Annotated in this window: 11 protein-coding genes; 2 read left to right on the top strand and 9 right to left on the bottom strand. The window is 30.6% G+C overall.

The features are described from left to right. Positions 1-1045 precede the first annotated feature (1045 nt). Positions 1046-1270 (top strand): hypothetical protein, encoded by a 225-nt coding sequence (locus ES044_RS18865; protein WP_223269171.1) that lies wholly within the window; start codon positions 1046-1048, stop codon positions 1268-1270. 933 nt (positions 1271-2203) lie between these two features. Beyond that, on the top strand, positions 2204-2653 hold the full coding sequence (locus tag ES044_RS08720; protein WP_147119037.1) for a DoxX family membrane protein: 450 nt from the start codon (positions 2204-2206) through the stop codon (positions 2651-2653). A 316-nt stretch (positions 2654-2969) separates the two neighbouring features. Here the strand turns inward: ES044_RS08720 and ES044_RS08715 are convergent, their stop codons facing one another. The 9 genes from ES044_RS08715 to ES044_RS08680 all read right to left on the bottom strand — a co-directional run bounded on the left by ES044_RS08715 (position 2970) and on the right by ES044_RS08680 (position 14502). Further along, positions 2970-3848: a hypothetical protein gene (locus ES044_RS08715; RefSeq protein WP_147119036.1), complete on the bottom strand. Its 879-nt coding sequence runs from the start codon at positions 3846-3848 to the stop codon at positions 2970-2972. Positions 3849-3883: 35 nt separating this feature from the next. Next, positions 3884-5359 (bottom strand): IMP dehydrogenase, encoded by a 1476-nt coding sequence (gene guaB / locus ES044_RS08710; protein WP_147119035.1) that lies wholly within the window; start codon positions 5357-5359, stop codon positions 3884-3886. Positions 5360-5615: 256 nt separating this feature from the next. Further along, positions 5616-6332 (bottom strand): hypothetical protein, encoded by a 717-nt coding sequence (locus ES044_RS08705; RefSeq protein WP_147119034.1) that lies wholly within the window; start codon positions 6330-6332, stop codon positions 5616-5618. Between the two features lie 76 nt (positions 6333-6408). Further along, positions 6409-6543, bottom strand: a complete 135-nt coding sequence (locus tag ES044_RS19245) for a hypothetical protein (protein WP_262712461.1) — start codon at positions 6541-6543, stop codon at positions 6409-6411. A 625-nt stretch (positions 6544-7168) separates the two neighbouring features. Continuing rightward, positions 7169-7900, bottom strand: coding sequence for an ABC transporter ATP-binding protein (locus tag ES044_RS08700; RefSeq protein ID WP_147119033.1), 732 nt, complete (start codon positions 7898-7900; stop codon positions 7169-7171). Continuing rightward, the gene (locus ES044_RS08695) at positions 7900-9516 is read right to left on the bottom strand and encodes an ABC transporter permease (RefSeq protein WP_147119032.1); all 1617 of its coding nucleotides are present in this window, start codon (positions 9514-9516) and stop codon (positions 7900-7902) included. Before ES044_RS08695 ends, ES044_RS08700 begins: the two co-directional genes overlap by 1 nt. A 39-nt stretch (positions 9517-9555) precedes the next feature. Further along, entirely contained in the window at positions 9556-10590 is a 1035-nt protein-coding gene (locus tag ES044_RS08690; protein ID WP_147119031.1) for a Fe(3+) ABC transporter substrate-binding protein, read from the bottom strand. Between the two features lie 137 nt (positions 10591-10727). Continuing rightward, positions 10728-13130 carry a TonB-dependent receptor family protein gene (locus tag ES044_RS08685; protein ID WP_147187029.1) on the bottom strand — a complete coding sequence of 801 codons (2403 nt, stop codon included), beginning with the start codon at positions 13128-13130 and terminating at the stop codon, positions 10728-10730. Between the two features lies 1 nt (position 13131). Continuing rightward, on the bottom strand, positions 13132-14502 hold the full coding sequence (locus ES044_RS08680) for an HTTM domain-containing protein (RefSeq protein ID WP_147119050.1): 1371 nt from the start codon (positions 14500-14502) through the stop codon (positions 13132-13134). Between the last annotated feature and the right edge of the window lie 20 nt (positions 14503-14522).

Genomic DNA, 14522 nt, shown 5'->3' with positions numbered 1-14522 from the left:
GAAACACATCCTTTTTGCAGTGCGCTGCATTTTATGAGCACGTAAGCACTAATATCTTAAACAAATAAAGAGCAAATAGTAGCCATTAAAATGCCTATAATATAACGCTAAAATTCCATACATAAAAAAAGTGCTCTCCTATTTAGCAGATGATGTATTAATAACCACCGGAGATGGAGCTTTGTTAACTAGAAAAAAAATACTTGCCTTTAATATTTTAGGGCAGAAAAAGTAAGAATTATTTAAGCCGCTAGGCAAAAGATATTATACTTGGTAAAAAAGTGATGTGGCTTAAGAGAACGGAGTTTGGAACGCATACCATCCTAAAAAAGGTAATATTTCTCTTACTCATGAGAATTATGTCGCTATGTACACAAAAAAGTTTTGGTGTTTAAAAAATAAAATCTCAACTTTTTGTAATCCTTGGTTCTCCATAAGGACTAAATTCAGCTAAAAAACGCTTATTTTATATTCATCTTACTCTTTACAAAACAGTTTATTGGCTAAACAACTAACGATACTTTTATAAGCGCTGTAACTAATTTAAATACTCAAAATACATTCATCAAAAAGCATGTTAGATAAAAAACATATCAAAAAACCAACAGATAAAAAGATCATATTTTCTTAAAAAATAGAAATTAATTGGTAAAAAACTTTCAGAAAAACAAATAATATCAAAAACATTTCGCTGTTACTAGCCGATTGTTTTTATTTTCAAAGCATTAGAAATTATGGCTAGAAAAAAAACAATACACAGAAAAAGAAGTAATTGAAAAAGCAATGCAATTGTTTTTGGAGAAATGGCTACGAAATCACTTCTATGCAAATGTTAGAAAAGAGAATGGGGGATTAATAAATTCTCTATCTTTGCAAGCTTCGGGAGCAAGCAAGGCCTTTTATAGAAAGTTTAAAAGCTTACAAAGAAAGAATAAGAGAAATATTCGAGAAATTTAAGAACGCATGCAATGGTGTTGAAGATATCAAAAAAATTTTCTATGATTCAGTTCAAATTTGCTACAAAGAAGGCAACCAAAAAGGATGTTTGATAACAAATAGCTACAATGAATTCTCTAAAAATAATCATGATTTGATTCATCCTCAAATACAAGAATTTATAGATACCTTAAAAGAAATTTTCATTGAAAAATTAAACATGGATCCCAACAAAAGCGAAGAAGCTGTTTTAAAACAGGCCAGTTTTTTATTGATAGCTAAACATGGTTTGGCCGCAGCAACAAGAGTTAACAAAAAAAAAATAGATAAATGACTATATTGAAATGACATTTTATAGCAGTTAGTTTTTTTTTACCCTAAAACTAAACGATTGTTTAGTTACTTAAAGTTAATTTTAGAAAGCAATAAATTCTTGTTGAACTTTGTACATTATATCCAATTTCAATACGTACATTCTGGTATATTTTTTCACCACGCTAATGAAAGCATAAAATACAACTTAAACGAGCTCTTAAATGAATTTAACGAAAATAAAAAGCAATGATAGCAGGTTCAATAACATCTTTGAAAACATTTAATAGTGCTGCTGTGTTTATATCGTTTTTTTAAAAGTGCAATCATATCAACCTTTTCATAAAAGCCCAACAGTAAATCTGCTCCCTCAAAATTTCGATTATCATAAATTACTTCTATAAAAATCTCTAAAAGTTACCGCCAAAATTCTTTCCTATAAACACTAGAATTTCTGATAGCTTCAAAAAAATCCTTTATCCTTAAAACCACCTCAATGATAATTTAAATAAACAGCCTTGCGGCGAAGCCTTCGAAATATTAAAAAAAATTCCCCCTTTAATATTTCGAGGCATAGCATCGGGGATATTAAACCCAAGATCCCGCTAAATACTGAAACAAGCCTACCTAACGGACAAGAAGGTTCAGCCCATAAAGTGCGATTAGCCTCACCGCTAGACAGAAAATTTCTACTTACAATTTTGAATTCATAACTGCTCCAGTTTTCAAAATTGATTTTTACTAAATAAGCATAATAAAAACAAATAAACCTCTAAAAAACTGTTTTTATAAAGGATTATTTTATTGAATTTTAGTAGATTATTTAACATTAAAAAAGATTTTTACTGTTCATTTTTAAGATAAAACCGCTAACTTTGTTTAACTATATATCAAAATTGATAAACAGTTTTAAGTTAGTGTATTCAACAAAGAATGAGCAAATTTTATTGTAGTTATGAAAAAAAATCTTGATAAATTAGATAGAGGCCTTATAAAAATTATGCGGAGCACGAGCCTACCTGCCATCCGCTTATCTTTTGGTGTTATATTTATTTGGTTCGGAATATTAAAACCATTAGGCCTTTCGGCAGCAGAAGGTTTGCTAAAAGCAACCGTAATTTGGTTGCCTTTTGGTTCTGCAGATACTTGGTTAATAGTTATTGGGCTTTGGGAAGTTGTTATTGGTATTTTCTTTTTCTTTGAAAAAACAACTAGAATAGCCATCATACTTTTATTTTTGCAAATGTTAGGAACTTTTATGCCTTTAGTTTTGCTGACCGAAGTAACTTTTCAAGCTAATAATTTTCTTCTTCCTACGCTAGAAGGGCAATATATCATTAAAAATTTGATGATTATTTCAGCAGCGTTGGTTCTTGGTGGCGAAATTAAAAGAAAAAATGGATAAGAAATAAAGCTATAAAGTTAGGGATCGTTCATTGTAAATACGTATAGCAAAAAACCTAATTTAGCTTTATGTTTGGCAAAAATATTTGTATTTCTTTAGAGAGAATCCTTAAAAAAAAACCATACAAGCATCTAAAAAGAACATCTCTTTTACTATTTAAAAACAAAGCATTTCAGTTGTAAAAATAAACACCGCTTACTCCTAAAACAAGTTTAGTACTAAGCGGTGTTTGTTTTATATACAATTTTGAATTTTAAGCTTCGCTATTTTTCAAAACTGAATTATCTTTTTAAACAATACAATTCAATAAAACTCCCTACTCAAAACCAATCTCATCAATTATATCTGATGATGGATTTTTTTGTTCTTTAATATCAAAAAACACAAAAACAGTAACGATTGTAGAAAGAATGTATAAAATGAACTTTACGAAATAAGAAAAAGCTATTAACGTAAGATAAATTGGATCTGTAAAAGCATTTAACAACTCTGTAGTATCTTGATCTTTTAAAATTGTAGTGATATCAGCCGTTTGATAAAAAGCTGCAGGTATGTCTGCAACATAAGAAATAGCGAGAATAATCAGTTGTACTACAATTAAAATACCAAAAGTTTCCCACCAATGTTCTTTTATAAAACTAAAAGAATCACTAATAGATTCGAGAACCCCTTTATTCTGAAAAATAACCAAACAAAAAGATACGGAGAGTACAACCCAAAAATAGATTCCGGGAAGAAAACAAAATATAGACCCCACCAATATGATAAGACTAACTAGAAAAAACAACCCAACATAAGGCCAAAATTTTACTTTGGTTGCGTCTTGTATTTCTTGATAATTTACGAGCCCTTTATGATCTATATACGATTTTATATAAGATAGTGTTGCAATGGTTATTAACGCATACGCAACTAAATAAGAAAGCAACAATGCAGAAGTTGGAATTACTAAATCTGAAAAATTTAAATTTAAGGAATCATAATTCGAAGCTTCCGAAATATCACCTATAAAGGACACCGAAGACATGGTGTAATACACCACGGCGCAAATAGCAATTAAAATAGGTATAATTGATATTTTTAAAATAGTGGCAAAAAATGGTTTCCATTCTGTGTTCAGAAACTTAAAAGTATCAGAAAGCATGGTACCTAAATCTCTTTGTTTTTTAAAATTTATAAAATTTTGGTCGTTCATTCTTCTTTTTTAATCCTAGATATTTATGTTAGAAATTACCTTCTGCTATAATTTGGTGATTCTTTGGTAATGGCAACATCATGAGGATGGCTTTCATTTATACCACTCGCGGTAATTCTTACAAATCTTCCGGTTTCTTTTAGAGTTTCAATATCTTTTGCGCCACAATAGCCCATTCCTGCACGTAAACCGCCAATAAATTGATGAATGCTTTCATCTAAATCTCCTTTGTAAGGCACACGACCTACAATACCTTCAGGTACTAATTTTTTAATATCATCTTCTACATCCTGAAAGTAACGATCTTTAGAACCTTGTTTCATCGCTTCTACAGAGCCCATTCCTCGATAAGACTTAAATTTTCGTCCTTCATAAATAATTGTTTCCCCTGGCGATTCTTTTGTACCTGCCAATAAAGAACCTAACATCACACAATCTGCACCTGCTGCAATTGCTTTCGGAATATCTCCTGTATATCGAATTCCGCCATCTGCAATCACAGGAACTCCGCTGCCTTTTATGGCGTGCGCAACTTCTAAAACCGCAGAAAATTGAGGAAAACCAACTCCTGCAACAATTCGTGTCGTACAAATAGAGCCTGGACCAATACCTACTTTTACCGCATCTGCACCTGCATCTACTAAATATTTAGCTGCTTCTGGTGTTGCAATATTACCAACAACCACATCTAAATTCGGAAATTTTGCTTTTAAAGCTCTTAATACTTTGACTACACCTTCTGTATGTCCGTGAGCAGTATCTATAACAACAGCATCTACACCCGCATTTACAAGGGCTTCTGCTCTATCTACAGCATCATTTGTTACTCCTAACGCCGCAGCAACTCTTAATCTACCGTATGTATCTTTATTTGCTATTGGTTTTTGAGTAACCTTTGTAATGTCTCTAAAAGTAATTAGTCCTTTTAACTTGTAAACATCATCAACAATTAATAATTTTTCTATTTTATTTTTTTGAAGAATTGCTTCCGCACCTTTTAATGAGGTACCAACTGCGGCAGTAATTAAGTTTTTACAGGTCATTACCTCTGAAATAGGTCTGCTATTATCATGTTCAAAACGCAAATCTCTATTGGTTACAATTCCTTGAAGAATTCCCTCGTCATTTACAATAGGAATTCCGCCAATGCCATGCTCTTTCATGTTTCTTTTTGCATCCAACACAACCGCAGTTAATGGCAACGTTACCGGATCTATAATCATACCGCTTTCAGCTCGTTTTACTTTTCTTACTTCTTGTGCTTGGTGTTCAATAGACATATTTTTGTGCAAAACGCCAATACCGCCTTCTCTTGCCATGGCAATTGCCAAAGCAGATTCTGTAACGGTATCCATAGCTGCTGAAGCTATCGGTACGTTTATTGTAATATTTCTAGTGAATTTTGTTTGTATGTTTACTTCTCTGGGAAGAACTTGAGAAAAAGCTGGTATTAAAAGAACATCATCGTATGTTAAGCCTTCTCCTATAATTTTTTTATCGTGTGCTATCATGGTGCAATTAAGATATAATTGCGAACAAATTTAAGGCTTATAATTGATTTTATCGAAAATTACAACTTAAAATTGATGAAAATTATTAATTTCTAGAACTCATGACACTTAAACAAACCGTCTTTTCAAACGAAATTGCTGTTTTTATCCTGAATATTTTTGATCTATAAATAGCATTAAAATAACAAATGATTTAAATATCTACAGGAGAAATTTAAATCATTTGTTATCAATTGAAATACGGTTACATAGTTCTTTAACTAATTTTATCATGTTCACTTTGCCAAGAATATTCGCTAAAATTCTTACCAGAACTTCCGCAAAGAATAAAGAACATACCAACAATACCTTTAAAATAAAACATAAACACCATTAAAAGATAGCCAAAAGTTGGAGGTCTTTTAAAAAACAGCGGATAGGAAATAGCAGTTAGTAAAAGACTTAAAACAGCTAAGGCAATCCCTAAATTCTCAATATTTTTAAATGCCCAATATTTTAATTTTCTTAACGGATGTAAATCAGTTCCCCATTTGTGAATTAGATAATAATAACCATTGCCCATGGGTGCAAACAATAAGGGATCGTCTGCTTTTTTTAATTTAAAAGCTTCCATCGGAGCAATAATCTTAAAACCATTAAAAGTAGTTTTATGTAATTTTTCTAATGCCTGAAGTTTGCTAATTGCTTCTGGTGGATAAGGTTCTTTAAAAAATACTGCATCTAAAAAACGCAACCTATAATCGATACATATTTTTCTTATTTGACTCTCATGAAAAATATGTTCTGACTCAATTTTATCAATATCAAATTTATTTGGAATTGAAGAGTTCCCAAAATTTAGTTTCTCTAAAGTCTGCTCTCTTTTAGTATCTGCTTGCGCTAATATTTGTTTATAACCTGAAAATAACTCATCACAAGAAATGGATTTTTTCCTTGTTTCCTTTAACTCTTGGAGTACATTAATTAGTTTCATTTTTTTTGTTTAAAATTACGGACAAAATAGGTGTTGAGAAAATAATATTTTTAAATGATGCTTATTTAAAATGATTTTAAATTTTGATTTCTAAAGATACATAATAATTTATTTTTAGAGCCGTAATAATTCCGTGTTCGCCATACCCAGTTGCTCTTCTTGTAAAATACACATCGTTTGAACGATTGTTCATCGCTTTTTCTAATTTCATAAAGGTATCCTTTAAAAGTTGCTGAAAATTCTAAAATTTCATCTGCAAAGAGTTCTGTTGTTCCGACACTTAAACGAACTCCTTTTACATTGTTAGTGTCAGAAAACTGACTCGATAAATAAGAATATTGAATACTACTTAAAGGTTTTAATACCCGCACCTAACGCCTGTTTTTATATTAATATTCAGTATAAATTCTAATGTATTACAACCAATTTTATCAATGTAATATTTATTGTATTCTGATGGATTAATTGACGAATTTAAAAAGTGTTTAAACACGTATTCTTAATAATTTAAAAAATAATTTATTAATAGTTCTCGTATAATTTTTAAAGTTTGCGAGCAATATTTAAATCTGATAAAAAACATTAGTGTCCGTTTAAAAATAGGACAAATTCAGAAAACGCTTTAAAATAAAAGAGTTACGCTTGATTTTAGAGAGATCCTTTATTTTTAAAATTAATTCTGAAATGAAAAATTTATCTTTGTTTTTTATCTTATTTTAGTTCATAATCATCTCATCTTGGTTTTTGATTCTTGCATCTAAAAGCAAAATACTCTTATTTTTTTTTCAGCCAACAATGATTTAAAAATAAGTTAAATAAGGCGTGTGTGCTTTATGTTACAATTTATAATCATCAAATAACAATTCTATATAATTACAATTAGGTTTTTCAAATACTTCTTTTGTATTTCCTTGTTGTAATATAATTCCTTTTTGAAGTATTATAATATCGTCAGAAATCTTTAAAGCGTCTTTAATATCGTGGGTTACAAAAATTGCAGTAGCATTTGTTTTTCGTAAAATTTCTACAATATCATTTCTTAATTGATGCCTTAAAATAACATCTAAATTACTAAAAGGTTCGTCTAAAATTAATAATTCTGGCTTTGGTGCCAAAGCTCTTGCCAAGGCAACTCGTTGTTGTTGTCCTCCAGAAAGTTCGTGCGGATATCTTTTCTCTAAACCTGATAAGGCTACCAATTCTAAAACTTCTTCTGTTCGTTCTTTTTTATCAAGGTTTTGAGAAATACCGTAACAAATATTGTCAAACACATTAAAATGCGGAAATAATGCGTATTCCTGAAAAACCATTCCAATATTTCTTTTTTCTGGATTGATAAAAACCGTTTCTGATGAAAGCACTTTATTTTTAAAATTAATACTTCCTGTATCTTGGGTTTCCAAACCTGTAATCAACCTTATAAGGGTTGTTTTACCACTACCACTCTCTCCTACAATTGCTACAATTTTTCCTTTATCCAAAGAAAGCGAAACATTATTCAAAGCTTTTACTTTACCGTTATTAAAGGTTTTAGTAATATTTTTGATGTCTAAAAGTGTAGAATTCATTAAGCTTTAGAGATTAATCTGTTTAAAAATATAATTGGTAAAATGCCTGTAAAAATAATACATAAAGACGGAATGGCTGCTTCGGCTATTAATTCGTCACTTGCATATTCGTAGGCTTTTACCGCCAATGTGTTAATATTATAAGGTTTTAAGATTAAGGTTAGTGGTAATTCTTTCATCACATCTACAAACACCAAAATACAACCACTTAAAATTGCTGGCTTAATGGTGGCAAATTCTACCTTAAAAAAGGTGAAAATATTTCCTTTTCCTAATAATTTAGAGGCTTCTACCAAAGAGTTTCCTTGTTTTAAACTAGAAGCTTCAATTGGCGAATAAGCAACTGCTAAATACCGAATTACAAATGCATAGATTAAAATGATGATGGTTCCGTTTAAAACAAAACCGATTTTTATATCAAAAACATTTTTAAAAAATACGATCAGGGCTTTGTCTAAAGCTAACGAAGGAATTAAAATACCAATGGCAATAATAGCTCCGGGAATTGCATAGCCTAAAATCCCTATTTTTTCTACAGATTTTAAAAAGGACAAACGATTCCATTTTGACGCAAAAATAAACAACAAAGCACAAAAAACAGTAAAGATTGCAGAAAGCAAAGAAATTCCTAAACTTTGAAATGCGATTAATAAAAAACTAGCATTAAATACGTCTGAATAGGTTAAAAATGCCCAATAAAATAGCTGCGCTACAGGAATTATAAATCCTAAAAAGAAAGGCAAAACTACTATCAAAAATAAAAAATATTGCCGATTTTTAGAAGTGCTTATTTTCTTTACTTCTCTATGATTTTTTACGCTATTAAAATAACCTATATTTCTACGTTGCCTTTTTTCTATTAGAATAAAAAGAAGAATACAAACCAATAATATTACAGACAAATAAATAGCGGTTTCTGGTTCTTCTAAAGAAAACCAAGCTCTAAAAATACCGGTTGTAAATGTATTAATTCCGAAGTATTTAGCAGCACCGTAGTCATTTAAAACCTCCATTAAAACCAAAATTAACCCACCAACAAAAGCGGGTCTTGCTAAAGGTAAAATCAGTTTAAAAAAAGTTTTTCGTTCGCTTGCCCCTAATAATTTAGAAGCTTCTATAATATTGTTAGATTGATTTACAAAAAAAGCTCTAGAAGCTACATAAACATAAGGATACAAAGAAACACTCAACACAAAAACAAGTCCGTAAATATTCATAATATCTACTTTTAAAGTACTAATTTTTAGAAAAAAACCACCATAATCGAAAAAACCTGCATAGGAATAGGCGGTAATATAAGACGGAATTGCCAAGGGTAAAATGAGCAGCCATTCTAACTGTTTTTTAAAAGGAATGGTATATCTAGAAACAATCCAAGCAGAAGAAATACCCAATAATAAGGTTAAAATACTGGTACCAACAACCAACCAAAAAGAATTTTCAAGATAGGTTGGTAATACAGTTGTTAGAATATGATGCCAAGACTCACCAGGACCATCAAAAGCACTTATTACAATAGATAAAACCGGAATTGATACAAACAAAACAATGGTCAATAAAATTATTGACCATTTATTTGTATCTCTTTTTATGTTGTATAATCGCTTTAACTTCATAGAAACCCCACATCCACTAGGATTGAGTAAAAATAGTAATTATTTCCAGCCTGCGTTGTCAAAAACCAACACTGCTTTTTTATTATTTTCTCCTAATTTAGATAAAGATAATTTATCCTCTTTAAAAGTTCCCCAAGACTTTAACAATTCAGAAGCTTGTACCGCTTCGTTTACTGGGTATTCAAAATTAGTTTCTGCAAAAACTTTTTGTGCTTCTTTGCTTGCTAAAAACTCAATGAATTTAATAGCATTTGCTTTGTTAGGCGCATATTTTGCTACACCTGCTCCGCTTACATTTATATGTGTTCCTCTATTATTTTGATTCGGAAAGAAGACTTTTATTCCTTCTCCAGCTTTTACTTCGTCTGGATCTTTTGAATCTAATAACTTTCCTATATAATACGTATTTACAATTGCCAAATCTCCTTCGCCAGCAACCACCGCTTTTATTTGATCTCTGTCATTGCCTTTTGGCGAACGTGCCATATTTGCAACCACTCCTGTTGCCCAATTCGTTGCAGTATCTTCATCTGAATTTGCGATAATAGATGCCAATAAAGACTGGTTATAAATATTACTAGAAGAACGAACTAGTATTTTATTGTTCCATTTTTTATCGGTTAACGCCTCATACGTAGATAAATCTGCCGCATTTACTTTCTGCGGATTGTACACGATAACACGCGCTCTTTTGGTTAATGAAAACCAATTGTTATCTACATCTTTTAAATGAGCAGGAATTGTTTTCTCTAAAAATTCTGATGATGCAGCTTGTAATAATCCTTTATTTTTTGCTCTTACAAGTCTACCTGCATCTACAGTTATTAAAACATCTGCCGGAGATTGTGCTCCTTCTAACGTCATTTTCTGCATTAATTCGTCTGCATTTGCATTTACAACATTTACTTTTATTCCGGTTTGTTTTTCAAATTGTGCAAACAATTCTTGATCAGAAGCATAATGTCTGTGCGTATAAACATTTACTTCTTGCTCTTTTTTATCTGCTTGTTTTTTTTCTGATTTACACGCAATCGCTAAAACGGATAGAAGAATTATTGATACTATTTTTTTCATGGTAACAAGTTTGATTTAAAATTCTGCAAATATAGTTATTTAGAATTAATATAAATAAAAATAGGTGAGTTTTATGGAGGTATCTTTCAAAAAAGTATGTTAAAATTTCTTACATATACAGTGTAATAAATAAAATGCTATAGCGTTAGCTCTAACCCAACATAATAATTTCTTGGTGAAGACGGAATAATTCCGGGACCAGGATACCCAGTTGCTCTTCTAGTAAAATACGCATTGTTTAAAAGATTGTTAATACCTGTTTCTAATTTCATAAACTTATGTTTGTAAGAAGCAGAAAAATCTAAAATATCATAGGCTGGTATTTCTCCTGTTACGCCACTTAAACTACCCCCTTTTGCATTGGTCGCATCAGAAAACTGACTCGATAAATAAGAATATTGAATGCTACTTAAAAAATTTTTATACCCAAACCTAATGCCTGTCTTTATATTGATATTCGGTATGAATTCTAATTCATTACCCACAATTCCGTTGATTTGAGATTTGGTATATTCCGATGTAATAAAAGACGAATTTATAAAGTAATTAAACACATATTCAGCATTATTTGTAAAGAGCTTTTTTATGTTAAAATCGATTAAACTTTCGATGCCTAAAATTCTTGCGTCCCCAATATTATCTCTTTCTGCTTTGCCATCTGCTCTTGTATAAATATTAATTCTATCATTATAAAAGAGTCCGAAAACACTAGCATCATAAGAGAAAAAATTATCATAATTCCCTCGTATTCCTGCATCGATGGTAAACCCTTTTTCATCGGTAATATCTGGTGATATTTCAAAAGCAGGGTTTGCCGTACTAATATCAGAAAACGTTACAGATCTATAATTTTGTGAAATATTTCCGTAAAACTCAAGGGTTTTATTTACTTTATAACTAGCACCTACTCCTGTTAAAAGAAAGGCTCTTTCATTAGATTCTTCTTCATCTCGCAAATTTTCATTTATCACGTTTCCTGCGCCATCCACCACAATATCTTTAATAATTTCGTCTCTTTCTGTTTTTATATATTCGAGACGAAAACCTGGTGTAATTGAAAACTTTTCATTGATATAGATGATATTTTCTCCGAATAAAGAAACATTTAAATTTGGAAATCGACTGTCTGATTGTCTAGGATAATTAGGGTATTCATTCAATCGCATTTCAAAATCTGCATCAAAACCATCCGAACCAGGACCTTGAGTATTGGTATTATTTGCTTTATAAAATTTTGTTCCGATTAAAAAAGTAGCTTTTTTATCAAAAATTTTATACTTTTTTAACAATCGAGATTCAAATCCGAAGTTTTTAAAAGTTCCTTTTATCAAATCTCTTTCACTATTTTGATCTACCTGACTTACTCTGTTCGTTCTAAAACCAAGTGCATCTCTAGCCGCATCTAATCCGAATAAATTAAAAGAAAAATTGGTGTTTTCTGAAAAAGAATGTTCCCATTTAAAGTTATACAGCAACCAATCTACTTGAAACCAATTTCGCGCTCTATTACTTTGGTAAGGATTTTCTGCGAACATTTGATCTGTTAACCCCCCTGCTTGTTGGGCTAAATAACTTAAGTACGTAAATTCTGCAGATATTTTACTTTTATCATTAATTTGATACCCTAAATGTACAAAAGCATTTTTAGATTCGAAATTTGAATTTGGCCTAAAGCCATCTCCTTTTTTATAGTTGATATATGCGTAATAACTAAATTTACCATGCGTATCGCTCACACTTGTAAAATTGGTATACAACCCAAAACTACCCAAGGTATTTCTAAAAACTATTTCTTGTTTTTCTGTTGGTTTTTTAGTGATAAAATTAATCAAACCACCAAATTGGGTTCCGTATTGCAAAGAAGCTGCACCTCTAATTACTTGAATTTCTTGCAAACCTTCAGCAGCTGGCGTATAATAACTCTCTGGATATCCTAAAACATCTGCACTAATATCATAACCATTTTGGCGCGTATTAAAATTAGCGGTTCTATTGGGGTCTAAACCTCTACCGCCAATATTTAATTGCAAACCTGCATCGTCATTTTGATAAATATTTAAACCCGCAATTTGATTAAATATTTGCCTTGCATTGTTACTCGCTAAATTTGCGGTAGACTGATTTACTAAAATAACCTCGGTCTTTTTTCCGGCATAAATAGCGGTTCCTTCTACATCTCTTAAACGCTTTAATTCAAACACTTTTTCTCTTCTTGTTTTAATTTGAATTTCAGATAATTCTTCTGAAAAATAATCTAAAGTTACTTTTAAATCGGTGAAATCTTTGAAAGTCAAAAAAACATTTTCTAGACGGTAATTTTCGACATAAAAAATTAATGGAATTTCTTTTGTCTCCACCGAAAAAATAAACTTCCCTAAAACTCCAGTTTGTGCCAATAACTGTCCGTTTTCACTTAAAATCTGCACCTTATTAATAGGGTTATCATCTTTATTTACAACAGTACCTGTAATTTTATATTGACTAAAGACACTACTGGTAATACAAATAAATACAAGTGTAAATATATTTTTTAAAATCATGTTAGATTCCTTTAATTTTTATTTCTGATGAAAATGGAACAATCCAGTCTTTGTGTTTAAAACTTTCTTTTTGTTGATACAAATCTACTTTTGGATCGATAAAAACACTACTTAATCGCCCATTTAAAGCCACATAACTTTCTGTAAAAACACCTATATTTTTGTGACCCTGTTTTGCAAAATGATTTCCTAAAAAATGTGCATATTCTAATATAAAATCTGGCTGGTGACTCATTTGTTTTTCTTGAAAAGCAGTTAGAAAATCGCTATTATCAACCATAAAGGACGTTCCATTTTTTACATCAACAATCTTAAAATTTGTGTATCCTGCTTTTTCCATTAACATAACGCGCCATGAAAAACGATAGCCTTCTTCTGTCCAAAATAATTCTCCAGGATATACTAAACTTCTAAACGGAATTACAATTTGCAATAGTAAAAAAACACCTAAAACCGGATATATAATTTTTTTTGTAGTTGCTGAAAACGTGTAGTTTTTTACTGCGATTGTTTTTATTTTTACTGATGAAAAAATGGTGTGTACTCCGTTGATAATTTTTTGATGAAAATTAGCTTCAAAAAAAATCAATGTAGCAATAATCATAATAAAAGGAAACATCCCAATCGGAAATAAAACTCGGGTAAAAACATGGAAAAACACCACAACTACAAAGGCAAAAATTCGTGTTCTTTTATAAAGTAATAAAAACGGAATCGATAAATCGTACAACATTCCAGACCAGCTCATGGCGTAATGAAACCATTCTTGTTGCATAAAAGTCTCCCCTAAAAAAGGTAAATCGTATTTTGAAGGCAACCAAATTTTTAAAGGCATTGCTCTGAACAACCAATCTGAATTTAATTTTGTTAAACCTGCATAAAAATAGACGATTCCTAAAAGCAGCTTAATGCTATCAATTGTCCATTTTGGAATGTTTACATACTTTTTTTTATAAATCAAAGCATCAAAAGAAAAAGTAACATTTGCAGGTAAAAAAATCATTAAAAAACTTATCACACTTATAAAATAATAGTGATTTAAATAAGTTGATTTATCCATCAATTCTATATAGGTAAACGATAAGAAAAAAAGGATAATTGCCAATCGATATTTAAAACCTAAAGCGACGCATAAAGCTGTTAATCCGCAAATAAAAAACAAAACATACGTAAAATTACCCAAAGGCTGTATCCAACTAAAACCATCATAAGAAAAAAAGAATTTTGGAACGATGTATAATTTTTCTATCCAACCGTTTGCCCAAAAACGAATGATACTTGCCAGCATCATAATTCCAAAAAACAAACGAAAAACAACTAGCGGAGCTGCATCTGTTGGCGTATTTAAGTATTTTAGAAGTTTAGTTTTCATCATAAAAAAACTGAAAGTCA

This window comes from Polaribacter sp. IC066, assembly GCF_007997085.1.
In the GTDB taxonomy this organism is placed as follows: domain Bacteria; phylum Bacteroidota; class Bacteroidia; order Flavobacteriales; family Flavobacteriaceae; genus Polaribacter.
Note: the sequence above shows the minus strand (reverse complement) of the source record. Positions and strands in the feature narration are given on the sequence as shown.

Excerpts from the sequence above, each read along its gene's own strand:
- ES044_RS08680 (WP_147119050.1), bottom strand. The coding sequence starts at position 14,502 with ATGAAAACTAAACTTCTAAAATACTTAAATACGCCAACAGATGCAGCT.
- ES044_RS08685 (WP_147187029.1), bottom strand. The coding sequence starts at position 13,130 with ATGATTTTAAAAAATATATTTACACTTGTATTTATTTGTATTACCAGT.
- ES044_RS08690 (WP_147119031.1), bottom strand. The coding sequence starts at position 10,590 with ATGAAAAAAATAGTATCAATAATTCTTCTATCCGTTTTAGCGATTGCG.
- ES044_RS19245 (WP_262712461.1), bottom strand. The coding sequence starts at position 6,543 with ATGAAATTAGAAAAAGCGATGAACAATCGTTCAAACGATGTGTATTTT.
- ES044_RS08720 (WP_147119037.1), top strand. The coding sequence starts at position 2,204 with ATGAAAAAAAATCTTGATAAATTAGATAGAGGCCTTATAAAAATTATG.
- ES044_RS08705 (WP_147119034.1), bottom strand. The coding sequence starts at position 6,332 with ATGAAACTAATTAATGTACTCCAAGAGTTAAAGGAAACAAGGAAAAAA.
- ES044_RS08715 (WP_147119036.1), bottom strand. The coding sequence starts at position 3,848 with ATGAACGACCAAAATTTTATAAATTTTAAAAAACAAAGAGATTTAGGT.
- ES044_RS08695 (WP_147119032.1), bottom strand. The coding sequence starts at position 9,516 with ATGAAGTTAAAGCGATTATACAACATAAAAAGAGATACAAATAAATGG.
- ES044_RS08700 (WP_147119033.1), bottom strand. The coding sequence starts at position 7,900 with ATGAATTCTACACTTTTAGACATCAAAAATATTACTAAAACCTTTAAT.
- guaB (WP_147119035.1), bottom strand. The coding sequence starts at position 5,359 with ATGATAGCACACGATAAAAAAATTATAGGAGAAGGCTTAACATACGAT.